Origin of the sequence: Blastomonas sp. AAP25 (assembly GCF_001295965.1) — a bacterium.
In the GTDB taxonomy this organism is placed as follows: Bacteria; Pseudomonadota; Alphaproteobacteria; order Sphingomonadales; family Sphingomonadaceae; genus Blastomonas; species Blastomonas fulva.
The window spans coordinates 386,921-412,235 of sequence record NZ_LJHP01000005.1 but is presented as its reverse complement, the minus strand read 5'-3'; the positions used below and the strand labels follow the sequence as shown (position 1 = coordinate 412,235).

The window sequence follows — 25,315 nt, the reverse complement described above, 5'->3', positions numbered from 1 at the left end:
TTGAATATGGTCGCAAAGGGTCGATGAAGATGTATCTGGGGACATCGCGGGTTTGGTTATTGGCTCTGGCCGCGCTGGGGCAGACCGGATTCGCTGCGAGCGCGGCCAGAGCCGAGTCCATCCACGGCACCTGGGAGAACCCCACAGGCGACGTCCGCGTCGTCACCCAGCCGTGCGGCACCGAACTGTGCGGCAAGGTGAGCTGGGCGAGCGATCTGGCCAAGAAGGATGCTGCCGCAGGCGGCACGCCGCAGCTGGTCGGCACCAGCCTGCTGCGCAACTATCGCGAGACCAAACCCGGCCACTGGAAGGGCAATGTGTTCGTGCCCGATCTTGGCGACACCTATTATTCGACGATCAAGCAGCTCGACGCCAACCGGATCAAGATCAGCGGCTGCATTCTGGGCGGCCTGCTGTGCAAGTCGCAGATCTGGCGCAAGATCTGAGCCGTCAGTCACGCTGACTTTGGCGCGGGGCATCGACGCTTTCGAACCCGTGCATCCGCCAGTGATATTGCAGCGCGATCACCGCACCCTTGGCGGGCTGCAGCAGCGCGATCGTGAGCAACAGCGCGCCCAGGATCGCGATGACAGCCAGCACCCCCATCGGCAGCAGCTCGCGGCTTCCCGCAGCGATCAGCACCGGGGCGAGCAGATGCCCGCTGATGAAGATCGCGATATAGGCGGGAAAATCATCCGCCTGGTGCAGCGTCCAGTCCTGCCCGCAACCGGCGCAGCGCTCAACCGGCTTCAGATAGCGCCGGAACAGCGGCTTGTGGTCGCAGCGTGGGCAATGGTTGCGCATGCCGCGCAGCGCAAGCTGCAGCGCGCTCTGGGTGTCGCTGTCGGGCGTCACGGAGCCGGGGCGGGCGGAATCGGGCATGGCCAGTCTTTCAAAGACGCTGGCAAAGGCACCGACGCCGGTAGCTAGATAGGTATTGCGATGGCCGACATCAAAGCCAAATGCCGCCATTGATCGCACAGGATCACTCCCCATCATTAAGCTGAGCACCGCCCAGGACACCATCTGCCGCATGAAAACCCTTATCCCGATCCTGGGCGACCAGCTCAGTCATGATCTGTCCGCACTGGACGGCGCCGACCCCGATCACACCATCCTGCTGATGATGGAGGTGGATGCCGAGACCAAATATGTCCGCCACCACAAGGCCAAGATCGCTTTCATCCTCTCGGCGATGCGCCACCATGCCGAGGATCTGCGCGCGCGCGGCTGGACGGTCGATTATGTGCGGCTCGAGGATTCGGACAACAGCGGCACCTTCACCGGAGAGGTCGCGCGCGCGATCGAGCGTCATGCCCCGGACCGGATCGTCGCGACCGAGCCCGGCGAATGGCGGGTGCTCGCTGCGATGCAGGAATGGGCCGACCGGTTCGACGTGCCGATCGATCTGCGCGAAGACAGCCGGTTCGTGTGCACGCATGCCGAGTTCGACACCTGGGCCTCGGCACGCAAGCAGCTGCGCATGGAGTTCTTCTATCGCGACATGCGGCGCAAGACCGGGCTGCTGCTCGACGAGCATGGCAAGCCCGAGGGCGGCGAGTGGAACTACGACAGCGAGAACCGCAAGCCCCCGCCGAACGAGCCGCTGCTGATCCCGCAACCGCTGCGCTTCAAGCCCGATGCCATCACCCGCGACGTTCTCGACATGGTCGCCAGACGCTTTGCCGATCACCCCGGCAGCCTCGACCATTTCGTGTTCGCCACCACCCGCGAGGATGCGCTCGCACAGCAGGCACATTTTATCGGCCAGGCGCTCGCCCGGTTCGGCGACTACCAGGACGCGATGCTCACCGATCAGCCGTTCCTGTGGCACTCGATCCTCTCGCCTTATCTCAACTGCGGGCTGCTCGATCCGCTGGCCCTGTGCCAGGCGGTCGAGGCTGCCTATCGCGACGGCAAAGTCCCGCTGAATGCCGCCGAGGGGTTCATCCGCCAGATCATCGGCTGGCGCGAATATGTCCGCGGCATCTATTGGCGCGAGGGGCCCGATTATGCGCAGCGCAATGTGCTTGAAGCGCACCGTCCGCTGCCCGGCTTCTATTACGACGGCAAGACCGACATGCATTGCATGGCGCAGGCGATCGGCCAGACGCTGGACCATGCCTATGCGCACCACATCCAGCGGCTGATGATCACCGGCAACTTCGCGCTGGTCGCCGGGATCGATCCGCACGCGGTGCATACCTGGTATCTGGAGGTCTATGCCGATGCCTATGAATGGGTTGAACTGCCCAACACCCTGGGGATGAGCCAGTTTGCAGATGGCGGGCTGCTGGCGAGCAAGCCCTATGCCTCGAGCGGCAACTATATCAACGGCATGTCCGATTATTGCGGCAAGTGCCGCTACGACGTGAAAGCCAAGACCGGGCCCAAGGCCTGCCCGTTCAACCTGCTCTACTGGGACTTCCTCGATCGCAACGAGGCGCTGCTGGGCAGGAACCAGCGGCTTGCCATGCCCTATCGCAACTGGGCGAAGCGCGACGAGAAAGACAAGGCGGCAATCCGCAAGGATGCCGCGCGCTACCTCGACACGCTCACCAGATAAACGAGGTGATCGCCACGAAGAACGCCGAGAAGCTCAGCAGAAACAGCCGGACTTCCTCGTTGCGCTGTGCCTTTTTGCGTTTCGCCAGCACCTCGGGCTCATCCACCGGGGTTGCGGCGAGGATTCGCGGGGACAGGCTGCCCCGGAAGCTGTGGGGACGAGCGGGCACGGGAAGGAATGTCAAACGCTGCATAATGAGGGTGTTAACGGATTTTTAACCATTGCCCATCGCAATTGATGGTTAATCATCGATTGTTCCAGAAACGGACAGGCACGCGGCGTCGGCGGTTTACGCGCGCGTCAACTTTCGAAGAGAAATTGAGGTTTAAACCGGGGAGAAGCTGCGCTAGACCCTGACCCCATGAAGCACGACACCATCCGCAAGGCCGAAACCATTCCCTTCACCTGGGACGATCCGTTCCTGATCGACGAGCAGCTGACCGAAGAGGAACGGCTGATCCAGGCAAGCGCGCGCGGATTTGCGCAAGATGTCTTGCAACCGCGGGTGATCGACGCTTTCCGCGAGGAAATCGACGCGCCCGAACTTTTCCCGATGATGGGCGAAGCCGGGCTGCTCGGCGCGACGCTGCCCGAGGAATTCGGCGGGGCGGAAGCAAGCTATGTCGCCTATGGCCTGATCGCGCGCGAAGTCGAGCGGGTCGACAGCGGCTATCGCTCGATGATGTCGGTGCAAAGCTCGCTCGTGATCCACCCGATCAATGCCTATGGCAACGACGAACAGCGCCGCAAGTATCTCCCCGGCCTATGCGCGGGCACGCTGATCGGCTGCTTCGGACTCACCGAACCCGATGCGGGATCCGATCCTGCGGGCATGAAGACTCGCGCGAAAAAGGTCGATGGCGGCTATGTCATCTCGGGCGCGAAGACCTGGATCTCGAACAGCCCGTTTGCCGATGTGTTCGTCATCTGGGCAAAGTCCGACGCGCACAATGGCCAGATCCGCGGGTTTATCCTGGAAAAGGGCATGAAGGGGCTGAACGCACCCAAGATCAAGGGCAAGCTGAGCTTGCGCGCATCGACCACGGGCATGATCCAAATGGACGAGGTCGAGGTGCCCGAAGAGAACCTGCTGCCCAATGTCGAAGGGCTCAAGGGTCCGTTCGGCTGCCTCAACCGCGCGCGCTACGGCATCTCCTGGGGCGCGATGGGGGCGGCGGAATTCTGCTGGCACGCTGCGCGCCAATACGGGCTCGACCGCGTCCAGTTCGGCAAGCCGCTCGCAGCGACGCAGCTTTTCCAGAAGAAGCTGGCCGACATGCAGACCGAGATCGCGCTGGGGCTCCAGGCATCCTTGCGGGTCGGACGGCTGATGGACGAAGGCCGTTTCGCGCCCGAGATGATCTCGATCGTCAAGCGCAACAACTGCGGCAAGGCGCTCGATATCGCCCGTCAGGCGCGTGACATGCACGGCGGCAACGGCATCAGCGAGGAATATCAGGTGATGCGTCACATGGTGAATCTGGAGACGGTGAACACCTATGAAGGCGCGCACGATGTCCATGCGCTGATCCTCGGCCGCGCGCAGACGGGGATCCAGGCGTTCTTTTGACACAAAATTGGACAAAAGAAAAAACCTCATCGTAACAAGCCGTTAACTAGCATCTTCTAGTGTCCTCCCAGGCATTTCGGGGAGCTTGCGGCAAGGGCATGGGCGTAGCTGGGCACAATTTCGGTATCGGCGGGACGGACATCTGTGTCGGCCCGGCGCCCGCCCTTGTCGAGCCGGACAGCCAGTGCATCTCCCGGGCCGTCGCGCGCGCCGGCGTCGGGGTGTTCGAATGCGACCTGCAATCCGAAACCCTGTGCTGGACCCGCAACATCTACGACCTGTTCGGGATCGACCGCAGCGCACGACCGCATCGAACCGAGATCGTCGCGCTGTACGACGAGGCATCGCGCGAGACGCTGGACCGGCTGCGCAGCCGCGCCATCGAGCGCCGGACAGGCTTTACGCTGGATGCGCGGATCACCCGCCCCGATGGCGCCGAACGCTGGGTGCAGATCATCGCGCAGGTGGAAACCGAGCGCGGCCGCGCCGCCCGGCTGGTGGGGACCAAGCTCGACATCACCCGCCAGCGTACCGAATTCGAGGCCCTGCAGCAGACTGCCGAACGCGACAGCCTGACCGGGCTGGCCAACCGCGCGGTGTTCCAGCAGCGCTTTCTGGATGCGTCGCGATCGACGCTGAGCCTGCGTCCGCTGGGCGCGCTGGTGCTGCTCGATGTCGACGGGTTCAAGCAGATCAACGATCGCTATGGCCATGCTGCGGGCGATGCCTGCCTGGCGCAGTTCGGCCAGCGCATCCAGCAATGCTTTCCCGATGCGCTGATGGTCGCGCGGATCGGGGGCGATGAATTTGCCGTGCTGATGCCCAGCGACCGCAACTTGCAACGGCTGCCGAGCCGCATTGCCGCAGCGATCGCGCTGCTGCGCATGCCGGTGGCGTGGAACGGCCATCTGCTGGAAGCCGGCGCCAGCCACGGTGTCGCGTTGGCGCACAACGCGATTTCCTATGATGCCGAGGACATGTTCCTGCACGCGGATCAGGCGCTGTACGTCGCCAAGCGCGCGCGCTGACCCACCCAGCCGATAAGCGCGATCAGGCGCGCAGGCCCGCCAGTTCGTCGAGGCCCGCCATGATGTTGAGGTTCTGCACCGCAGCGCCGCTTGCCCCCTTGCCCAGATTGTCGAGCATCGCGATCAGCCGCACCTGCGACCCATCCGCGCTGGGCAGGACATAGAGCGCCAGCCGGTCAGTCGGCGCATCGCCCTCCGACAACAGCAGTTCGCCGGGCGCGGTGCCCATGGCTGCGACGCTGACTAGAGCTTCGCCGGCATAATGATCGGCCAGCGCCTCGTGCAGCGCCGTCGCATCGGCAAAGCCGAGCTCGGGATCGAGGAACAGCGGCACATCAACCAGCATTCCGCGAAACGCACGCACCACCGCAGGCGCGAACAAAGGCGACCGGCTCAGCCCGGCATGCACCTGCATCTCGGGCAGATGCTTGTGCTCCAGATTGAGCCCATAAGCGCGGAAACCGATATCGGGCGCATCGACCTGCATCCGCGCGATCAGCTCCTTGCCGCCACCCGAATAGCCGCTCACCGCATTGACGATGAAGCCGTGATCGGCTGGCAGCAGCGTCTCGGCCACCAGCGGCGCGACCAGAGCCAGAAACCCGGTGGGGTAGCAGCCGGGATTGCTGACCGCGCGCGCATCGCGGATCGCAGCGCGCTGGCCTAAACGCAGCTCGGCAAAGCCATAGGTCCAGCCATCGGCGACGCGGTGCGCGCTGGAGGCATCGATGAACCGCGTCGGCGCACCCTCGCCCAGCGCCACCGCCTCGCGCGAGGCGGCATCGGGCAGGCACAGGATCACAAAGTCGGCATCCTGGATCGCGGCGGCGCGCGCCGAGACGCTCTTGCGGTCGGCGTCGCTGAGCGTGATCAACCGGAACTCGTCGCGTCCTGCCATCCGCTCGGCAATTTCCAGGCCGGTGGTCCCGGCAGCGCCATCGATAAAGAGACTGGGCATCAGGCGATCCGTTTGCGTGCCAGCACCGGCTGGAGCGTGGTTTCGGGGAAACGGGCGATGACATCGGCAAGCGGCTCGGCCACCACCTGCATCCAGTGCGCATTGGCGTGCACCAGCGTGTCTGCATCCATCATGATTCCGACATGGCCGGGGAAGAACACGAGGTCACCGCGCTGCAGCGGTTCGTCATCCGCCAGCGCACGGCCAAGCGCTGCCATCTGCTGGTCGCTGTCGCGCGGCGCGGCAATTCCGGCAAGCCCCAGCACCAGCTGCACCAGCCCCGAACAGTCGAGCGCATCCCCGCCGCGTCCGCCCCACAGATAGGGCGCGCCGACCAGCTGCAGCGCGCGGTCGACCGGATCGCAGCCCTGCTCGGCCAGCGGCACGGCATGGCGCACCGACATCCAGCCGCACGCAACGGACAGGAACCTGCCGCACTCACTGGTCGCATCAACCGCGATCCGTGCGCCCATCGGCAAGGCTGCAACCATCGGCGTCTTGATCGAAGGTTCGGCGAACACCAATGCGCTGCGGCTGTGGACGACATGGCTGGGATCGGCACTGCCAAGCGTGATCTGGTCCAGCCGCACATAGCCGCAATAGCCATCGTGCAGGCCATAGCCCCAGCCCCAGTCGCCGGTGCTGTCGAGCAGCGCGAACGCCTCTCCGGGCAGCAGCTGGCTCACCGCCTGGGCATCGCCCGCTCCGGCCTTGCGCAGCATTGCGCCACTCGCGGCGACGCGGTGGATCTGCGGGGCAACATAATGCGGCGCGAAGAAGCGACCGGCCAGCGCGATATCCGCAAGATCTCCGCGAATGGGTGTCACGCGCGGATCATAGTCGGTCACGGGGCCCGTGAGCACGAACTGCTGCACCGGGTCGGCGCGCGTGTCCGCAGCCTCGCTCGCCGGTCCGCCAGCCAGCGAAGCCGCCTTGGAATGCGGCGCCAATGAGCCCGATGAATGTGTCAAGAAACCCGGTCCCCCGCGCAAATTACCGCCACGCCATGATTCTGCGCCCGTCCATGGCTTCGGGCTGGCGGCGCAGATAGACGAGTTGAAGCGATTTGTCCAAGCCGCCGGTTAACACAGCGCCCGACGCCGGAAAATGCCTGCCACACAGCGGCCAAGATCAGCCAGCCGCGCCATAGCGGCCGCGCAGATAGTGCCATGATGCGCGCAGGCCCAGCGCCTCGCCGCCCTTGGGCTGGCCGGGCCGGGGCGTGGGCCGCCACGCATAGGTGTCGAAATGCGCCCAGGGCACGCCCTCGCCGACAAAGCGCTGCAGAAACAGCGCCGCGGTGATGGCACCGGCGAACGCCCCACCGCTGTTGCCGATGTCCGCGATATCGCTGACATACATGTCTTCGTACCCCGGCCACAGTGGCAGCCGCCAGCACGGATCGCCCACCGCCCTGCCGCTGGCGACCAGACCATCGGCCAGCGGATCGCTGTTGGCGAACAATGCGGGCAGATCGGGACCCACCGCAACCCGCGCCGCGCCGGTGAGCGTGGCGAAGTTGATCATCACATCGGGCGGAGTCTCGCTCGCCTTGGCCAGGCAATCGCCGAGCACCAGCCGGCCTTCGGCATCGGTGTTACCGATCTCGACGGTGATCCCCTTGCGGCTCCTGAGCACGTCGCCGGGGCGGAAGGCGTTCCCCGAGATGGCGTTCTCCACCGCGCCGACCAGCATGTGCAACCGCACCGGCAGGCCTGCGCGCATGATCAGTTGCGCCAGCGCCAAAGCGTGCGCGGCGCCGCCCATATCCTTTTTCATCAGCAGCATGCCCGCCGCCGATTTGATGTCGAGCCCGCCGCTATCAAAGCACACGCCCTTGCCGATGATGGCGACGCGGGGATGATCCTCGCGTCCCCAGTGCAGCTCGATCAGCCGCGGCGCATGGCTGCGCGCCGCCGCGCGCCCGACCGCGTGGATCATCGGATAGCCGGTGGCAAGCGCGTCGCCGCGGGTCACTTCAAGCGTCGCGCCATAGCGCCTGGCGAGCGCCTCTGCTGCGGATTCGAGATCGCCCGGGCCCATGTCTTCGGCGGGGGTGTTGACCATGTCGCGCACCCAGGCGGTCGCCTCTGCCTCTGCGATGCGATCGGGAAGCCGCGCAGGATCGCCGGTCAGCAGCACGCGCGAGCCTTGCGGATTCTCCTCTGGCTTCTTGTAGGTGGTCAGACGGTGCTGGGCGAGCGCCCAGCCGATCACCGCATCGCCTGGCCTGACATCACCTCCCAGCCTGAAGGTGCCCGCGGCGAGAACTTCCGGCGCCTTGGCAAGGCACCAGGGCCGCAGATTGGCGACATCGGCCACCCCCAGCACCACCGACCACTCATCGGCCGTATCGCCCGAAACCACGACCAGCTCATGCGGACGCGCGGTGAAGCGCATCGCGGCGAGGTGGTTGCGCACGCGCGGCGGCGCCGACGCCAGCCAGGCCGCCAGGCCGGCCTTGTCGACGAGGTGAAGCAGGCGCGCCGGCTGGCCAATGTCCGGCTGGACGAGGTGAGACAAATCCATCATTGTCGCAGCATAGAGCATTTTTCAGCCAGCCGAGCGAGACAGAAATATGAACGGTCGAAAACCGGCGCAGATCACTCTGGCCGTGCTGGCGGCGCTGGCGCTGCCCGGCATCGCCGCGTGCGAGCAGGGAACCCCGGTCGCCCAGAAGACCAAAGCGCCCGTCGCCAGCACGAAAGCAGCGACCGCGGTGAGCTTCGAACGCGAAACCAAGGCATTTGCCTTCACCTATGAATACCCCGCCCAGGCCGCTGCCCTGCCCAGGCTGGCCGCGATGCTCGATGCCGAGCGCGCCAAGGCGCTGGGCGAGCTGGAAGCGCAGACCGCAGAGGCGCAGAAGGAAGCGGCGGACAACGACTATCCGTTCAACCCGCACATGCTGGGCGTCGGCTGGAAGGTTACCGGGGAGAGCCCCGAGATGCTTGCCATGGTGGCGGAGATCAGCAGCTATTCGGGCGGCGCGCACGGCAACACGGGTTATGAAGCGCTGATCTGGGACAAGGCGGCGGACAAACGCATCCAGCTGGCCGCGCTGTTCACGGACATGGCCATGGCGCTCGAGCCGTTGCGCGAGGGCTATTGCACCGCGCTCAATGTGGAGCGTCGCGAAAAGCGCGGCGAGCAGATCGGCGAGCCCGACGACATGTTCAACACCTGCCCGCCCTTTGCCGAGCTGGTGCTGGTGCCTTATGCCAGCAGCGACAGCGGTTTCGACCGCATGATGTTCATAGCCGCGCCTTATGTCGCAGGCCCCTATGTCGAGGGCGTTTACGAGATCAGCCTGCCGCTGTCCGGCGCGGCGCTGGAAAGGATCAGGCCCGAATACCGCGCAGCCTTTGCCGCCCCTGCGGAGTGACGATCACTCCGCCGCGATGGCGGTCTGCTGCGGCGCGTGCGCATCGGCCTTGCGGAAGGCGAGCACGCCATCGTCCACCGCCTCTTCGCGCAGCACCTTGCGGTCGAACAGATAATCCTGGTTGAGCCGCCACGGCATGCGGTCGCCCTGCTTGGGCAGGATATGCAGCGCGCGCTGGACATAGCCCGACGAGAAATCGAAGATTTCCTCCTCGTTGACCGGGCCGTCGCTGCCCAGCACCGGCACCGCTACATCGGTACCGGTCGCAGCCATGTGGTTGAGCGTGCGGCAGACGAAGTCGGCGACGATATCGACCTTGAGCGTCCACGACGCATTCAGATAGCCGAAGACGATCGCCATGTTCGGCACGTCGCTGAACATGCAGCCCTTGTAGTAATAATGCTGGGTGAAATCGACCGGCTGGCCATCGACCGAGAACGCGACCTTGCCTGCCATCGCTAGCTTGAGCCCGGTGGCGGTGATGATCACATCGGCGTCGAGATGCTTGCCCGATTTGAGATCAATGCCGGTGGGCGTGAACCTGTCGATATGATCGGTGACGATATCGGCCTTGCCGTCGCGGATCGCCTTGAACATGTCGCCATCGGGGACGAGGCACAGCCTTTGCTCCCAGGGGCCGTAAGGTGGCTGGAAATCGGGTTCGTTCATCTTGCCACCCATGATCTTGCGGATCCGCTTGAGCAGATAGTCGCCGACCTTCTTGGGATTTTCGCGCGCACGCTTGAACGAGATCTGCTGCATCCGCACGTTCTTGAAGCGGATGAAGCGATAGGCCCATTCATCGGGCATGATGGCACGCAAGCTGTTGGCCAGCCAGTCCTTGGCGGGGCGGCTCCAGTACCAGGTCGGCGTGCGCTGCAGCATCGTGACGTGCTTGGCCTTGTCGGTCATCGACGGCACAATCGTCACTGCGGTTGCGCCCGATCCGATCACGACGATGTTCTTGCCTGCATAATCGAAGCCCCGGGGCCAGAATTGCGGGTGGATGATCTCGCCGCCAAAGCTTTCGCGACCCTCGAACGCGGGGTCGTAGCCCTCGTCATAATCGTAATAGCCGGTGCCCATGAACAGATAGTTGGCGGTGAGGTGGCAAACGCCCTGCCCTTCGACCTCGGCAGCGATCGTCCAGCGCGCATCGCTGCTCGACCAGCTGGCAGAGAGCACCTTGTGGCCCAGCCTGATGTGGTCATTGAGCCCGCGTTCGTCCTTGATCCGGCGCAGATAGCTCAGGATCGAGGGGCCGTCGGCGATCGCCTTCTGCTCACGCCAGGGCTCGAACTCGAACCCCAGGGTGTGCATGTCGCTGTCCGAGCGGATGCCGGGGTACTGGAACAGGTTCCAGGTGCCGCCGATGTCGCTGCGCTGGTCCAGAATCGCAAAGCTGCGTCCGGGGCACTTTTCCTTGAGATGGACCGCCATGCCGAGCCCCGAAATCCCCGCGCCGATGATCAGCACATCAAGATGGGTGGCGGCTTTGAGGTCGGACGGCTTTTCGTGCTTCATGGGTCAGGCTCTCCGGTCGCAGTCCGCTTGGCCGCGGCTCTCTTGCGTCATCCAAAGGCTATACCATGCTTACATCGTTGTAAATTGCAACCGGTTTTGGCCCGATCCGGCCATAAAGCGCGATCAGGCGACGCGCTCGTCCGCGATCCGCTCGAGCAGGCGCTGCGCGACCGAGGCGCGGATGGGTTCGCCACGCTCGATCTTGCGCAAGGTGTTGTAGCTGATGCCGAAGCGGCTCATCACCGCCTCTTCGGTACGTGCGGGGCAGCTGCGCAGGACATAATCGGCAATATCGTCGGGCAGACGCATCAAATCGTCCACTTTCCGTCGATCCGCGACAACACGCCTGGCTGGCCGCCTTCGCGCAGCTCGGGCGGCAGCAGCGCACCAGGCAGGTCCTGATAGGCGACCGGGCGCAGGAACCGGTCGATGGCGAGCGTGCCCACCGAACTGGTGCGGCCATCCGAGGTAGCGGGATAGGGCCCGCCGTGGTTGACAGCATGGCTGACCTCGACGCCGGTCGGCCAGCCATTGGCGAGGATGCGGCCGACCCGGCGCTCGAGCACGGGCAGCAGCGCGCGCGCATCGTCGATGTCGGCCTCGTCCATGTGCAACGTCGCGGTCAACTGGCCTTCGAGTGCGGACAGCACCGCAAGAAGCTCGGCGCGGTCGGCGCAGCGCACGACGATCGACGCGGCCCCGAACACCTCGTGCTGCAGCTCGGCATTGGCAAGCCAGTCGGCGCCGGTCACGCTGAACAATGCAGTGCGGCCCTCGTGCGGGCCGGTGGGGTGCACGCCGCGCGCGATGGTCCTGACCTCGGGCGTGGCGGCGAGTGCTGCGCTGCCCTTTTCATAGGCGGCATGGATGCCTGCGGTGAGCATGGTCTGCGGCGCCTGCGCTTCGACGAGCTGCCCGGCTTCCTCCAGAAACGCGTCCAGCGCGGGCCCTTCGAGCGCCAGCACCAACCCGGGATTCGTGCAGAACTGCCCCGACCCCAATGTCAGCGAGCCGATATAGCCCGCCGCCAGCGCCTTGCCCCGCGCCGCCAGAGCTTCAGGCAGCAGAATCACCGGATTGATTGCCGACATTTCGGCATAGACCGGGATCGGCTGGGTCCGCGCCGCAGCGATCTTCATCAGCGCCTCGCCGCCGCCCCGCGATCCGGTAAAGCCGACCGCCTGGATGCGCGGATCGGCGACCAGCGCCGCACCAAGCGCATTGCCGGTTCCGCTGAGCAGGCTGAACACGCCTGCGGGAACACCGGTGTCAGTCGCAGCCCGGACAATCGCGCCGGCAATCAGCTCGGAGGTTCCGGGGTGTGCAGGGTGCCCCTTGACCACCACCGGACAGCCAGCGGCGAGGGCCGAAGCTGTGTCGCCGCCTGCGGTTGAAAACGCGAGCGGGAAGTTGGATGCGCCGAACACCGCGACCGGGCCCAGCGGCACCATGCGCAGCCGCAGCTCCGGCTTGGGCGGGGTGCGCGCGGGATCGGCATGATCGATGCGCAGCTTGAGCCACTGGCCGTCGCGCACTTCGCTGGCGAACAGCCGCAGCTGGCCGCAGGTGCGCCCACGTTCGCCGGTGATCCGCGCCACCGGTAGCCCGGATTCGCGCGATGCCCGTTCGATCAGCGCATCGCCCAACGCCTCGATATTGGCGGCGATGGCATCCAGGAACGCGGCGCGGGTCTCGCGCGGAAGATCGGCATAAGGGATCGCGGCAGCCTCGGCAGCAGCGCAGGCATCGGCAACGTCCTGCTCGCTCGAGCAGAAGAAGCCGATATCGTCGATGCTGGCACCACAAGCGGGGTCATAGGCGTGGAACACTTCACCGCTGCCGCGCCGCTCGCCCGCGATGAAATATTCGCCCGTGAGAGGCGCGGCGTGGATCATTGCGTCAAATCTTCCTGTTCGATTGTCATATATCCCGGGGGTAACCCGCGATCTGCCTTCGATCGCGCCACGATGGCGCGGATATCTGCTCTCAACGCCTTGCCCTCGTAGAAGATGCCATCTTTTACGGTCCAGGCGATGCCGCCGACCCGCTGCGCCTTGCCGGTGGCATCGTCGAGCTTGAGCGTACCGGTGGCGAACAGCAGTTTGAGATTGGCGATGGGATTGCCCTTCACGATTACCAGATCCGCCTTCTTGCCCGGCTCGATCGTGCCGATATCGGCATCGTGCCCAAGCAGCCGTGCGCCTTGCTGCGTCGCCGAATTGATCACCTCGAGCGGGCTGAACCCGGCCTCGCGCAGCAGTTCCATCTCCTGGATATAGCCGAAGCCATAGGTGTTATAGATATAGCCCGCGTCTGAACCCACGGTGACTCGGCCGCCGCGATTCTTGTATTCGTTGACGAAGCTCATCCACAGCCGGTAGTTTTCCTTCCAGTCCATCTCGCGCTCGGTGGTCCAGTCGAACCAGTACGAGCCGTGATTGATCCGGCTGGGGCGATACCAGTCCCAAAGTGCGGGCATGGTGTATTCGTTGTGCCAGAAAGCGCGGTTCATCCGCATCAGGTCGCGGCTGGCGAGATAGGCGGTGAAGGTGGGGTCGAGCGTGAAGCCGCGCTCGAGCAGCGTCTCCATCACTTCGTTCCATTTGTCCGACCCGGGCTTTGCGGTCTGCTGCCACAGCCTGCCCGCCTCGCCGAAGCGCATCTGCTCGTCGGTGTTGATAAAGTCGGTCGGCCAGTCCTGCAATTTCTGGTTGGTGAACATGGCTTCGGGCAGGCCGTACCAGTGCTCCATCGATTCGAGCCCGGCGCCGCTGGTGCGCAGCACATTGGCATAAGCGACGACGCCTTGCGCGTGGTGCATCGTCGAATGCAGGCCGAGCTTCTTCGCTTCCTCGATACCCGCGATCAGCGCCGCCTCGCTGCCGCCGATGAACTTGATGCCGTCTGCGCCGCGCCTTTTGGCATCGCGGATCGCCAGACGCCCTTCCTCTGCGGTGCGGATCGGCAGGCCGATCTGATGGAACATCGGATAGACATCGAGCCGAGGCCCGGTAATCTCGTTGCGCGCAAGCCGGCCCTTGATCGCGACCTGCTGCTCGATTGACATCTCCGACGAGCCGACATTGCGCGCGGTGGTGATGCCGTGCGCGAGCCAGAGCTTGAGCACATAATCGGACGGCACGCCCTGTCCGTCGCTCAAGGTATGCAGATGGACATGCGCGTCAACAAAGCCCGGGAGCACGTAGTGCCCGGTGAGGTCGTACTCCTTGTCGCCGCGCGGGGGACGCCGGGCCTCCTCGATCGCACCGGGCGAACCGATCGAGACGATCCGCACGATCCGGTCGTTCTCGATGACGATGTCCACCGGGCCCTGCGCGGGCGCGCCCGTGCCATCAACATAGATCGCGTTGCGCAGCACGGTGCGCGGCCAGGGGCCCTCGCCCAGCGTGCGCGGCGGAATGGGGTCGGCGACCTCGCGCGGCTGCGCCTGGCCGAGCGCCTGACCCTGCAGCGGAGCCGATATGCTCCCCGCAAGCGCCAGCGCCGATACAATCGTCAACCCTATGCGCCCTATCCGCATGATACCCTCTCCCCTGCCAAGTGACGTTGCGCTTTTGATGATGTCAGATACCCGTCACCGGAGCATCCTGCCGGGCCTGGCTGCGCGAGCGGCTGTAGAGGAAATAGAAGGCGAGCCCCGCCACATTCCACAGCGCAAAGCGCACCAAAGTCTGCGAAGGCAGGCTGATCATGAGATAGAGACAGCCCAGGATCGCCAGCGTGCCGACCAGATAGGGCTGCGGGCACTTGAACACGCGCTTGAGTTCGGGCGCGCGCTTGCGCAGCACCATCAGGCATCCGCCCACCGCGATGAACGCCAGCAGCGTGCCCGCATTGGCGAGCTCGGCAATCTCGTCGAGCCGGAAGAAGCCCGCCACTGCAGCGACGAACACTCCGGTGATGCCGGTGACAAGCACCGGAGCACCGGTCTTTGCCGACACCCGCGACAGCACCGGGGGCAACAGGCCATCGCGCGCCATGACGAAGAAGATGCGGCTCTGGCCGTACATCATCACCAAGATCACCGAGGGCAGCGCGATGAGCGCAGCCAGCGCGACCAGATAGGATGCGGTGGGGTGGCCGAGGGTGCGCAGCACCAAAGCCAGCGGCTCGGGCGAATTGCCCAGCGTCACATAGGACATCGCGCCGATCGCCGACAGCGCGACGGCCATGTAGATCAGCGTGCAAACCGCCATCGATCCAATGATCCCGATGGTAAGATCGCGCCCCGGATTGCGCGCCTCCTCGGCCGATGTCGCCACCGCGTCGAATCCATAGAATGCGAAGAACACGATCGCAGCCGCCGCCATCACCCCGCGGGTCGATCCGTCCTGTACCGAGCTGCCGAAGCCATAGGGCATGAACGGGGTAAGGTTGTCGGCATCGAACGCGGGTGCGGCCAGCGCGATGAACGCGGTCAGCGCCACGAGCTTGATGATGACGAGGATGATGTTGAGCGTCGCGCTCTCACGCGTGCCCGCCATCAGCATGCCCGCGATCGCCAGCGATACGACCACCGCAGGCAGGTTGATGATCCCGCCGGCATGGGGTCCTGCCAGCAGCATCTCGGGAAGCGAAACCCCCGCCGATTGCAGCCAGCCGACCAGATAGCCCGACCAACCGACCGCGACGGTGGAGCAGGCCAGCGAATATTCGAGGATCAGGCTCCATCCGACCACCCAGGCCAGGGTCTCGCCGACCACCGAATAGGTGTAGGTGTAGGCCGAGCCCGCCGTGGGGATCATCGTTGCCAACTCGGCATAGGCCAGAGCCGCGCAGGCGCACACTGCGCCCGCAATCGCGAACGCCAGGATCACAGCGGGCCCGGCCCGCTCGGCACCGACGCCGGTGAGCGTGTAGATGCCGGTGCCGACGATTGCGCCGACGCCCAATGCGATCAGGTGCGGCCAGGACAATGTCGGCTTCAGCCGACTGCCCTCTGGCGCATCGGACGCCTGTACGATCGGCTTTATCGGCCCGAAAAACCCCATGATGTGCGTCCCTTGTCGTTTCACCCAGCCGCAGCGCCGGGTGTTTCTGTGTCATTTGCGTTCAATTGCACGCGAAGATCGTCGAGTGTCTTGCCGATATGCGATACCGCCAGCGCCGTCACCCTCGGTTCGTCGCGCGCGATCCACGCCGCCAGCAATTCGCGGTGCTCCTCGTTGGCGCGCTCGTCGCGGCCCAGCGGCTCTAGATGCTTGCGGACATAGCGCTCGGACAGCACGTGCAGCCGTTCGAGAATGGTGAAAGTCACCGGCCGCCGCGCGGGTCGCAGCAGCGCCAGGTGAAAGGCGCGGTTGAACGCCCCCACCCCCTCGCCCCGCGAATCGGTGAGCACATCGAGCCTGTCCAGAATATCGGCAGCGGCGCGCTGGTCGACACTGGAAGCCGCGCGCGACGCCAGTGCGGCCAGATCGGGCTCGAGCTTCAGGCGCAGCGCAAAGACCTCTTCGGCCTCGGCGGTGTTGAGCGCGCGGACGGTGAAACCGCGATTGGCCTGCGATGCCAGCAAGCCTTCCTCTTCGAGCCGGGCGAGCGCCTCGCGCAGCGGGATCTTGCTGACCCCCAGCTCCGCCGCCAGCGCATCCTGCCGGATCGGACGTCCGGGGGCGACGGCACCGGTAAGGATGCGGTCGCGGACCAGATCGACCAGCTGCTCTGAAAGATTGCGGACAACGATGCTCATCGGCCCCTCATATCACAGAGAAGCCCTTCCAGAAGGGGTCTTCGTCGTCGATCCAGATCGTGTTGAAGCCGGTGGAAAAAGCCGATCCCTCGATCGACGGGATGATCGCTGGATGCCCGGCCAGATCGACCCGCGCCTCGACCCGCCCCACAAAGCGGCTGCCGATGTAGCTTTCGTGGACGAAGGCCTCGCCCGTCTGCAACCGCCCGGTGTGCGCCAGATGCGCCAGCCGCGCGGAGGTTCCGGTGCCGCAGGGCGAGCGGTCGATGGCGCGCTCGCCATAGAACACCGCGTTGCGCCCGTCGGCGCCATCGCCTTTGGGAACGTCGGCCCACAGCATATGGCTGACGCCGCGGATGCGGTCGTCGAGCGGATGCACCGGCTCGATCGTCTCGCGGAGCATCGCTCGGATGGTGCGCGACAGCTCGACCAGCCGCGCCGCACCCAGCGCATCGAGCCCCGGATAGCCGGGCTGCGGCTCGATGATCGCGTAGAAATTGCCGCCATAGGCGATGTCGATGCTAAGCGGGCCCAGCCCCGGCACATCGATCTGCACCCCCTGCGCCGCGACGAACGAGGCGACATTGCGGATGCGGACCGAGGTCACCTTGTCGCCCGCGCGCACATAATCGATCTCGATATCACCCGCGGGCACTTCGACCTTGATATGGCCGGGCACGCGCGGCTGGATCAGCCCGTGTTCGAGTGCGAAGGTGATGATGCCGATGGTGCCATGGCCGCACATCGGCAGGCAGCCCGATGTCTCCATGAACAGGATGCCGATGTCGTTTTCGGTGCGGGTCGGCGGATAGAGAAACCCGCCCGACATCATGTCATGCCCGCGCGGCTCGAAGCACAGGCCGGTGCGGATCCAGTCGAACCGTTCGACGAAGTCCATCCGCCGCTCGGCCATCGACGACCCGCGCACAAGCGGCGCGCCGCCGACGACCAGCCGCACCGGATTGCCCGCGGTGTGGCCGTCGATGCAGAAGAAGGTGTGCCGCATCAGGCGCCGGCAAGCGGCCGCGTCGCGGCGCACTGTTCGACCCAGGCGATGACATCGGCGCGGCGCTGGCCCGAAAGCGGCATGCGCGGCATCCGTACCCGTTCCGATCCGCGCCCCATGATCTGCTCGGCCAGCTTGATCGACTGGACGAGGTCATGCTCGGCATCGAGATGGAGCAGCGGCATGAACCAGCGGTAGATACGCAGGGCCTCGGCATAATCACCGCGCCGTTGCGCCGCCACCAGCGCAACCGATTCGCGCGGGAACGCGCTGGTGAGCCCCGAAACCCAGCCCGACGCGCCGAGCATCAGACCTTCGAGAGCGACATCGTCGAGCCCTGCCATCAGCGTATAGCGATCCCCGAACTGGTTATACAGATCGGTGAAGCGGCGCGGATCGGGCGCGCTTTCCTTGATCGCGACGATGTTGGGCACCTCCTCAAGTCGCGCGAGCGTGTCGAAATCGACGTTGACGCGGTAGGCGGGCGGGTTGTTGTAGAGCATGATCGGCAGGCTGGTCGCCTCTGCCACGGTCCGGAAGTGCGTGTACAATTCGTCGAGGTTGGGAACATAGACCATTGCAGGCAGCAGCATCAACGCATCGATACCAATTGCCTCTGCGGCTTGCGCATATCTGACCGCGCGATCGGTGGTGAACTCTGAGACGCCAGCAACCAGCGGCACCCGGTTGCCCACTGCCTCGACCGCGCCCTTGAGAACCGCGAGCTTCTCGTCTGCCTCCAGCGAGTTGTTCTCGCCGCAGGTGCCGAGCACGATCAGCCCATCGACGCCATCATCCACCAGCGCGGTCTGCACCCGCTGGGTGGCATCGTGATCGATCGCCAGGCTTTCGGTAAACTGGGTGGTGGCGGCGGGGTAGACACCCTGCCACAATGTCTTGGATGGTGTGATCGTCACGCAGAAACTCCGGTTGCAGTCCATTTCGTATACCGTATATGATTTGCCTGACAATATGAAAAACAGATGTTCTTCTTCGGGTGAGACCGGTCTGGTGATCGGCGGAGGGCTTGTCGGCCTTTGCACAGCGTTGCAGCTGCAACGCTGTGGGCTATCTGCGACAGTGCTGGAGCCACAGGAAAAACCGCAAGGTGCCTCCTGGGGCAATGCCGGGCATATTGCGGTGGAGCAGGTCCAGCCGCTGGCGTCCCCCGCAATGATCGCGGGCGCACTGGCGCGGCTGTATCCGCGCGGTGCCCTGGGGCTGCCACTGCGCCAGATCGGCAGCTGGGGTCCGTTTGCGCTGAAGCTGCTGCGCGCCAGCACTCCTGCCCGCTTTTCCGCCGGAACCGCCGCGCTGTCCGCATTGCTGGCGCAAGCGATGCCCGCATGGCAGCGGATGTGCGCGCTAAGCGGCACCGCGCATCTGCTGCGGCAGGACGGACATTTCGTCGCCTGGGAAAGCGAGGCCAGCGCCGCAAAGGGCCGTGCGCACTGGCTTTCCACCGATATCGGCACCGCCAGCGTGCGCGATGCGACGCCCGAAGAGCTATCCGCGATCCGCGCGCTGGCGCCCAATGGCACGATCGCAGGCGCGGTGCGGTTTGTCGGATCGGGCCAGATGACCGATCTGGGCGCGCTCGCCAATGCGCTGCGCCAGGCGCTGGTCGCTGGCGGAGGCACGATCCGCCATGCGAAGGCTGACAGCATCGAGATCGATGGCGGGACGGCCCATGCGATCATCGGCGGCGAATGGCTGACCGCCGACCATATCGTGGTGAGCGCAGGCGCGGCTTCTGCCGAGCTGCTGCGCCCGATGGGGCTGCGTATCCCGCTGATCGCCGAGCGCGGCTATCACATCCAGTCGCCCGACAGCCGCTGGCCCGCAGACATGCCCCCGGTCGCGTTCGAGGACCGATCGATGATCGTCACCCGCTTTGCAGGCGGGCTGCGCGCGGCAAGCTTCATCGAGTTTTCCGCGCGCACCGCTGCGCCCGATTCGGGCAAATGGCGCAGGCTGCGCGACCATGTTGCCGCGCTCGGCCTGCCATTTGACGGACCGGACCACGAATGGATCGGCGCGCGGCCCACGCTGCCCGATTATCTTCCCGCAATCGGCCGCAGCACCCGCGCGCCCAACCTGCTATATGCCTTTGGACATCAGCATCTGGGGATGACATTGGCGGCCGCGACCGGCGAGGCAATCGCCGCGCTCGCCACCGGTCGGCCCCCGGGAATCGACCTTGCGCCGTTTGACCCGGCGCGATTTGGAGACACGACATGAAAGGCATTGGCGGATCAAACGCGGTCGAGCAGCTTGCGACGATCACCCCCTGGGCCACCCCCGCGGCCCCGATCACCCAGGACGAACGGCTCGCACGGATCGAAAAGGCGCGGCGCCTCACCCGCGACAGCGGCGCCGACGCGCTGCTCATCGCTGCGGGCACATCGCTGCGCTATTTCGCGGGCGTCCCCTGGGGCGGCACCGAGCGGCTGGTCGCGATGCTGATCCCCGTGACCGGCGACCCGGTGATGATCGCGCCGCATTTCGAGCTCGGCTCGCTGCAGGCCGAAATGCAGATCAGCACCGATTACCGCCTGTGGCAGGAGGACCAGTCGCCCACCGCGCTGGTTGCGGATATGTGCCGTGGCTGGGGTGCCGATACGCTCGCGATCGATCCGGCGCTGCCGTTTCTGTTCGTCGACCGCATCGCGCGTGACGCGCCAGCCCTCACGCTGGTCAGCGGCGCACCGGCGATCGATGGCTGCCGGATGCACAAATCACCCGCCGAGATCGCGCTGATGCAGCAGGCCAAGACGATGACGTTGGAAATCCACCGCCGCGCCGCGCTGATCCTGCGCGAGGGCATCCGCGCCAGCGAGGTGGTCCGCTTCATCGACGAGGGACACCGGAAGATCGGCGGCGCACCGAGCACCTTCTGCATGGTCCAGTTCGGCCACGGCACCGCGTTTCCGCACGGCGTGCCCGGCGATCCGCAGCTGCGTGAGGGCGACATGGTGCTGATCGACACCGGCACCACCGTGCAGGGCTATCATTCGGACATCACCCGCAGCTATGTCTTTGGCACGCCCGATGACGAGCAGCGCCGCATCTGGGATCTGGAACACGCCGCCCAGGGCGCGGCCTTCGCCGCCGCGCAGCCCGGCCATGCTTGCGAGAGCGTAGATCAGGCCGCGCGCGACGTGCTCGAGGCAGGCGGCCTAGGACCGGACTACAACCTCCCCGGCCTGCCCCACCGCACTGGGCACGGCATCGGCCTTTCGATACACGAACCCGCCTATCTGGTGCGCGGCGACAAGACTCCCCTTGCGACCGGCATGTGCTTTTCCAACGAACCGATGATCGTCATCCCCGACCGCTTCGGCATCCGGCTGGAGGACCATTTCTACATGGCCGATGACGGCCCACGCTGGTTCACCCAGCCGCAGGTCGCGATCGACGCCCCGTTTGGTTGAGGCACCGCCCCGGCCAGGCCTCAGGGCTGGCCCTCGGGCCGTTCCCGCAGCGTCATCGCCAAGGCGATCGCCAGCAGCAGCGTCGCGGCGGTGCCGGCGGCACCTGCCGGGAAGATCCAGGCCATTCCGGTTGCCATGCCGAGCAGGTTGACCGCCATCGCGGCAAGTCCCGACAAGATCGCCAGCACGCCTGCGGCCTTCGCCAGCCCGGTTCCACGCAGCATCGCGGCGCCGACGAGGATCGCAGCGAGGCCGAAGAGCCATTTGCCCGCGAAATAGAGGAAGAACGCACCGGCGACGACAGCTTCATAGGCCGGTGCCATCGCCTCTCCGGCGTCTTTGAGCGGGCCGAACATCGCAAGGCCCATACCCACCTGCACGACATTGAGCACGCCGCTGACAGCGATCGCCGCCCAGGCAGGCGCAAGCCTTGACTTCTGCGCCAGCGCCACCAGTGCCAGCACCGTGATCCCCAGAAACGCGACCGCCTCGGTGGTCCAGATCACCATGCGATGCATCTCGAAGCCGCTGTTCGACAGCACGACATAGGAAAGCTGGGTGACGACGAGCACGATCATGGCCAGAGGAACGGCTTGCAGATATCTGGTCATGACGTGTGATTTCCCCGAAGCTTGCATCTGCCGATGCCGCAGATGGCTGTGTTGCCGCAGGTGCGCTGGCCAGGCCCGAAAGGTTACAGCGCTCAGCGCGGTTGGCCCCGCCCCGCGTCGGTGATAGGCCCATGCGATGATCATCGACGCTTCATCTCCCGGCGCACTGGCAAGCCCCCCGCACAAACGCTGGTATGCGCAGCTGTATCTGCAGGTGCTGGTCGCGATCGTCGCAGGCGTGACGCTCGGGCATTTCGCACCGGAAACGGGCGCCGCGATGAAGCCGCTGGGCGATGTGTTCATCAAGCTGGTCAAGATGGTGATCGCGCCGGTTATCTTCCTCACCATCGTCACCGGGATCGCCGGGATGCGCGATCTGGCGAGTGTGGGGCGAGTCGCGGGCAAGGCCTTTGCCTATTTCCTGTTCTTCTCCACGCTGGCGCTGATCATCGGGATGATCGTCGCCAATGTCGTACGCCCGGGCGACGGGCTGAACATCGATCCGGCGACGCTCGACACGGCCAAGGTCAGCGAATTTGCCGCCAAGGCCGAAGACAGCTCGATCACCGGGTTCCTCACCGCGATCGTTCCCGATACCTTCCTGTCCTCGCTCAGCGATGGCAATCTGCTGCAGGTGCTGTTCGTCTCGATCCTGTTCGGCATTTCGCTGGCGATGATCGGCGACAGGGGCGCGCGGTTGCTCGATCTGCTCGAGGATGCCTCGATCGCGTTCTTCAAGCTGGTCGGCATCGTGATGAAGGCCGCCCCCGTCGGCGCCTTCGGCGCGATGGCATTCACCATCGGCGAATATGGCATCGGCACGCTCGCCAATCTCGCCGCGCTGGTTGCGACCTTCTATCTTACCTCGCTGCTGTTCGTGCTGGTGGTACTGGGGCTGGTCGCGCGCGCGTGCGGCTTTTCGATCCTCAAGCTGATCGCCTATCTCAAGGCGGAGCTGCTGCTGGTGCTGGGCACGTCATCGTCGGAGAGCGCATTGCCCTCGCTGATCGAGAAGATGGAACGCGCGGGCTGCCCCAAGACCGTCGTCGGCCTGGTCGTGCCCACCGGCTACAGCTTCAATCTGGATGGCACCAACATCTACATGACGCTGGCGGCTTTGTTCATCGCGCAGGCGTGCAATGTCGATCTGTCGATCGGCGAGCAACTGCTGTTGCTGGGAGTGGCGATGATCTCTTCCAAAGGCGCCGCGGGCGTGACCGGCGCAGGCTTCATCACGCTGGCGGCGACGCTGTCGATCGTGCCTTCGGTGCCGGTCGCGGGGCTGGCGCTGATCCTGGGGATCGACCGCTTCATGTCCGAATGCCGCAGCCTCACCAATTTCATCGGCAATGCGGTGGCGACCGTGGTGGTGTCGAAATGGGAGGGCAGGCTGGACAAGGCGCAGTTCGATGCCGCGCTGGCGGGACGCTTGCCGCCGGTGGAAGAGCTGCCCGAAGGCGCCATCGGCGCCTGAAGCCCAGGGGTAACGCTCAGGCCTTTTCGTCGGCCAGCAGGATATTGGGGGAAAGCCCGATGCGCTGCATCTGGCGCAGCACCGGCGGCCAGATGTGCTTGAGGAAATCCTCGCGTTCCATGTCGCGCAGCTTTTCGGTGGCGCCGGGAGCGACATACATGCCCACCCCGCGCTGCACTTCGACCAGACCCTGATCCTGGAACATCTGGTACGCCTTGGCGACGGTCAGCGGATTGGCCTGTTGCTCGGCGGCAAAGGCGCGGACCGAAGGGAGCATGTCGCCTTCGGCATAGATGCCGTCGAGGATCGACGCTGCGATGATATCGCGCAGCTTGAGATAAACGGGTTTGCTGTTGTCTGCCATCACTGCCTCACTGCCATAATACAGCGTGTCAGGTCAAGCGCATTCGCCTGCCGCCGATGTTGCGCACAAAAGTGCCCGCACAGGACCTGCAAGAACCGGCTCAGACGCCGGTGACCGCGTCGCCGACGTTGATCCGCTCGCCATTGGTGATGATGACGATGTCGCCCAGTTTCACCTGATTGAACAGCTTCTTGGCGAAGGCGGTGGGAACGCCGATGCAGCCGCGCGTGCCATAGCCCCATTCGACATCGCTGCCGTGCACCGCAACACCATCGTTGGTCAGCCGCAGCATATAGGGCATCGGCGCATCATAGATGTTGGACACATGGTCGGCGTCCTTCTGGGTGATCGGGAAGGCGCCGAGCGGGGTGGGCTTTTCGGGCGTGCCGTACAGGATCACCGCAACCCCGATCTCGTGCCCATCGCGGAATACCGAAAGCGTCTGCGCCTCCAGGTCGACGGTGATCAGCATCGGGCCGGTGGCGGGCGCGCGGCTCTCGTCCCAGTAATAATTGCCATGGCCCAGCGGACCGTCGATGGTCATCACGCTCTTGATCGCATAGCCGATCTGCTCGGGCGTGGTCGCCGTAGCCTCTGCCTTGGTGAGTGCGCGAGTCTCGGGGCGTTCGCCTGCATCCGCACCCGGAAGCGGCGCGACAGCGGCAGACTTGATCGCGGCATCGCCCGGAGCGCTGGTGACCACCGCGGTGACCAGCAGCGCTGCCGCTGCCAGCATGCCGACGCCTGCCAATTGCCGCGCCTTGGGCCTGAAGGTTGCCGCCATGATATCTGCTCCGTCGATCCCGCCTTGCCGCATCATCACGGCCGTTGGACAGCATGCTAGCCCGCTCCGCGCCGAATCGCCAGCATGCGATCGGCTGCGTCCCCCTGCGGGACGGTGCCAGGGGTGCAGGTTAACGCCCCGCCAGGGCCCAGGACCTGCGCACCATGGGCGCGCTGCGGCCCGACATAATTCTTGCCATTGCACGGGCACGCGCCTATATGGCGATCCATCCCGACATGGTTGTTGAAGCTTGACGGGCTGGCGCCACTGGGGGCCGGCACCATACCGCTTTTGCCGCCATATCCACATTCAAGCCTGTGAGAGCCCGTTCTTGACCGACCTTTCTGCCGTCTCTGCCCTGATCGAGCCCGAAGCCAATGCGCTGGGATTTGATCTCGTGCGCGTGCACCTTTTCGGTGCGGGCGACGAGCGGACGCTGCAGATCATGGCCGAACGCCCCGACACCGGCCAGCTCAACATCGACGATTGCGCCTCGCTGTCGCGGCGGATCTCCGATGTGTTCGATGCGCTGGAAGAAGCGGGCAAGGACCCGGTCCCCGGGTCCTACCGGCTCGAGGTCAGCTCGCCGGGCATCGATCGCCCGCTGACCCGGCTCAAGGATTTCGGCAACTGGCTGGGGCATGAAGCCCGGCTGGTGCTGCATGAACCTGCACAGGGTCGCAAGCAATTGACCGGCGATCTGCTGAGCCTGGAAGGCGATCAGATCACCGTGCAGGACAAGAAGACCGGCGCGGTCACCGTGCCGCATTCGAACGTGATCAGCGCAAAGCTGATGCTGACCAACAGGCTGATCGCTGCCACCCGCCCGCTCGACACCAGCGGCGCGGATGACATCGAAGAAATCGACGACACCGCAGACCTCGAAGAACAGGAAGACTGA

Annotated in this window: 25 protein-coding genes; 9 read left to right on the top strand and 16 right to left on the bottom strand. The window is 65.2% G+C overall.

Features of this window, described 5'->3' with window-relative positions; translation table 11 throughout:
• Positions 1–23 precede the first annotated feature (23 nt).
• Positions 24–446, top strand: coding sequence for a DUF2147 domain-containing protein (locus IP68_RS06640; protein WP_069050612.1), 423 nt, complete (start codon positions 24–26; stop codon positions 444–446).
• Between the two features lie 4 nt (positions 447–450).
• Here the strand turns inward: IP68_RS06640 and IP68_RS06635 are convergent, their stop codons facing one another.
• Positions 451–972 carry a DUF983 domain-containing protein gene (locus IP68_RS06635; protein WP_231683770.1) on the bottom strand — a complete coding sequence of 174 codons (522 nt, stop codon included), beginning with the start codon at positions 970–972 and terminating at the stop codon, positions 451–453.
• A 61-nt stretch (positions 973–1,033) separates the two neighbouring features.
• Here IP68_RS06635 and IP68_RS06630 point away from each other — a divergent pair, with 61 nt between their 5' ends.
• The gene (locus IP68_RS06630) at positions 1,034–2,566 is read left to right on the top strand and encodes a cryptochrome/photolyase family protein (RefSeq protein WP_054134163.1); all 1,533 of its coding nucleotides are present in this window, start codon (positions 1,034–1,036) and stop codon (positions 2,564–2,566) included.
• Here the strand turns inward: IP68_RS06630 and IP68_RS20160 are convergent.
• A complete protein-coding gene (locus IP68_RS20160; RefSeq protein WP_150126262.1) occupies positions 2,556–2,735 on the bottom strand; it encodes a hypothetical protein in 180 nt (59 codons plus the stop codon). The two genes, IP68_RS06630 and IP68_RS20160, sit on opposite strands and share 11 nt — an antisense overlap.
• Before the next feature lie 192 nt (positions 2,736–2,927).
• Between IP68_RS20160 and IP68_RS06625 the strand changes: the two genes are divergently transcribed.
• On the top strand, positions 2,928–4,136 hold the full coding sequence (locus IP68_RS06625; RefSeq protein WP_054134162.1) for an acyl-CoA dehydrogenase: 1,209 nt from the start codon (positions 2,928–2,930) through the stop codon (positions 4,134–4,136).
• Positions 4,137–4,234: 98 nt separating this feature from the next.
• Positions 4,235–5,164 carry a GGDEF domain-containing protein gene (locus IP68_RS06620; protein ID WP_054134161.1) on the top strand — a complete coding sequence of 310 codons (930 nt, stop codon included), beginning with the start codon at positions 4,235–4,237 and terminating at the stop codon, positions 5,162–5,164.
• 22 nt (positions 5,165–5,186) lie between these two features.
• Here IP68_RS06620 and argC read toward each other — a convergent pair whose 3' ends face one another.
• The 3 genes from argC to IP68_RS06605 all read right to left on the bottom strand — a co-directional run bounded on the left by argC (position 5,187) and on the right by IP68_RS06605 (position 8,654).
• Positions 5,187–6,125 carry an N-acetyl-gamma-glutamyl-phosphate reductase gene (argC, locus tag IP68_RS06615; RefSeq protein WP_156317959.1) on the bottom strand — a complete coding sequence of 313 codons (939 nt, stop codon included), beginning with the start codon at positions 6,123–6,125 and terminating at the stop codon, positions 5,187–5,189.
• Positions 6,122–7,093 carry an NlpC/P60 family protein gene (locus tag IP68_RS06610; RefSeq protein ID WP_082382171.1) on the bottom strand — a complete coding sequence of 324 codons (972 nt, stop codon included), beginning with the start codon at positions 7,091–7,093 and terminating at the stop codon, positions 6,122–6,124. The genes argC and IP68_RS06610 overlap by 4 nt, the downstream gene beginning before the upstream one ends.
• Before the next feature lie 160 nt (positions 7,094–7,253).
• Complete coding sequence (locus IP68_RS06605; protein ID WP_054134359.1) at positions 7,254–8,654, bottom strand: M17 family metallopeptidase; 1,401 nt, start codon at positions 8,652–8,654, stop codon at positions 7,254–7,256.
• Positions 8,655–8,700: 46 nt separating this feature from the next.
• Between IP68_RS06605 and IP68_RS06600 the strand changes: the two genes are divergently transcribed.
• The gene (locus IP68_RS06600) at positions 8,701–9,507 is read left to right on the top strand and encodes a DUF4163 domain-containing protein (RefSeq protein ID WP_054134158.1); all 807 of its coding nucleotides are present in this window, start codon (positions 8,701–8,703) and stop codon (positions 9,505–9,507) included.
• Between the two features lie 3 nt (positions 9,508–9,510).
• Here IP68_RS06600 and IP68_RS06595 read toward each other — a convergent pair whose 3' ends face one another.
• From IP68_RS06595 to IP68_RS06560, 8 genes are all read right to left on the bottom strand, one after another.
• Positions 9,511–11,031: an NAD(P)/FAD-dependent oxidoreductase gene (locus IP68_RS06595; RefSeq protein ID WP_054134157.1), complete on the bottom strand. Its 1,521-nt coding sequence runs from the start codon at positions 11,029–11,031 to the stop codon at positions 9,511–9,513.
• Positions 11,032–11,154: 123 nt separating this feature from the next.
• A complete protein-coding gene (locus IP68_RS06590) occupies positions 11,155–11,340 on the bottom strand; it encodes a hypothetical protein (RefSeq protein ID WP_054134156.1) in 186 nt (61 codons plus the stop codon).
• Positions 11,340–12,926 carry an aldehyde dehydrogenase (NADP(+)) gene (locus tag IP68_RS06585; protein WP_054134155.1) on the bottom strand — a complete coding sequence of 529 codons (1,587 nt, stop codon included), beginning with the start codon at positions 12,924–12,926 and terminating at the stop codon, positions 11,340–11,342. The genes IP68_RS06590 and IP68_RS06585 overlap by 1 nt, the downstream gene beginning before the upstream one ends.
• Entirely contained in the window at positions 12,923–14,551 is a 1,629-nt protein-coding gene (locus IP68_RS06580) for an amidohydrolase family protein (protein ID WP_231683768.1), read from the bottom strand. The genes IP68_RS06585 and IP68_RS06580 overlap by 4 nt, the downstream gene beginning before the upstream one ends.
• A gap of 64 nt (positions 14,552–14,615) precedes the next feature.
• Complete coding sequence (locus tag IP68_RS06575) at positions 14,616–16,043, bottom strand: amino acid permease (RefSeq protein WP_054134153.1); 1,428 nt, start codon at positions 16,041–16,043, stop codon at positions 14,616–14,618.
• 20 nt (positions 16,044–16,063) lie between these two features.
• Entirely contained in the window at positions 16,064–16,741 is a 678-nt protein-coding gene (locus IP68_RS06570; protein WP_054134152.1) for a GntR family transcriptional regulator, read from the bottom strand.
• A 7-nt stretch (positions 16,742–16,748) separates the two neighbouring features.
• Positions 16,749–17,747, bottom strand: coding sequence for a 4-hydroxyproline epimerase (locus IP68_RS06565; RefSeq protein ID WP_054134358.1), 999 nt, complete (start codon positions 17,745–17,747; stop codon positions 16,749–16,751).
• Entirely contained in the window at positions 17,747–18,688 is a 942-nt protein-coding gene (locus tag IP68_RS06560; protein ID WP_054134151.1) for a dihydrodipicolinate synthase family protein, read from the bottom strand. The genes IP68_RS06565 and IP68_RS06560 overlap by 1 nt, the downstream gene beginning before the upstream one ends.
• A 31-nt stretch (positions 18,689–18,719) precedes the next feature.
• On the opposite strand from IP68_RS06560, the gene IP68_RS06555 reads away from it, so the two are divergent.
• The gene (locus IP68_RS06555) at positions 18,720–19,988 is read left to right on the top strand and encodes an FAD-binding oxidoreductase (RefSeq protein ID WP_054134150.1); all 1,269 of its coding nucleotides are present in this window, start codon (positions 18,720–18,722) and stop codon (positions 19,986–19,988) included.
• Positions 19,985–21,181 (top strand): Xaa-Pro peptidase family protein, encoded by a 1,197-nt coding sequence (locus IP68_RS06550; RefSeq protein WP_054134149.1) that lies wholly within the window; start codon positions 19,985–19,987, stop codon positions 21,179–21,181. Before IP68_RS06555 ends, IP68_RS06550 begins: the two co-directional genes overlap by 4 nt.
• Positions 21,182–21,201: 20 nt before the next feature.
• Here IP68_RS06550 and IP68_RS06545 read toward each other — a convergent pair whose 3' ends face one another.
• A complete protein-coding gene (locus IP68_RS06545; protein ID WP_054134148.1) occupies positions 21,202–21,792 on the bottom strand; it encodes a hypothetical protein in 591 nt (196 codons plus the stop codon).
• A 136-nt stretch (positions 21,793–21,928) separates the two neighbouring features.
• Between IP68_RS06545 and IP68_RS06540 the strand changes: the two genes are divergently transcribed.
• Entirely contained in the window at positions 21,929–23,266 is a 1,338-nt protein-coding gene (locus IP68_RS06540) for a dicarboxylate/amino acid:cation symporter (RefSeq protein ID WP_054134147.1), read from the top strand.
• 16 nt (positions 23,267–23,282) lie between these two features.
• On the opposite strand, the gene IP68_RS06535 is transcribed toward IP68_RS06540, so the two are convergent.
• Positions 23,283–23,630 carry a GntR family transcriptional regulator gene (locus tag IP68_RS06535; protein WP_054134146.1) on the bottom strand — a complete coding sequence of 116 codons (348 nt, stop codon included), beginning with the start codon at positions 23,628–23,630 and terminating at the stop codon, positions 23,283–23,285.
• Between the two features lie 100 nt (positions 23,631–23,730).
• Positions 23,731–24,414, bottom strand: a complete 684-nt coding sequence (locus tag IP68_RS06530; RefSeq protein ID WP_054134357.1) for a L,D-transpeptidase family protein — start codon at positions 24,412–24,414, stop codon at positions 23,731–23,733.
• A gap of 331 nt (positions 24,415–24,745) precedes the next feature.
• Here IP68_RS06530 and rimP point away from each other — a divergent pair, with 331 nt between their 5' ends.
• Complete coding sequence (rimP, locus tag IP68_RS06525; protein WP_197275742.1) at positions 24,746–25,315, top strand: ribosome maturation protein RimP; 570 nt, start codon at positions 24,746–24,748, stop codon at positions 25,313–25,315.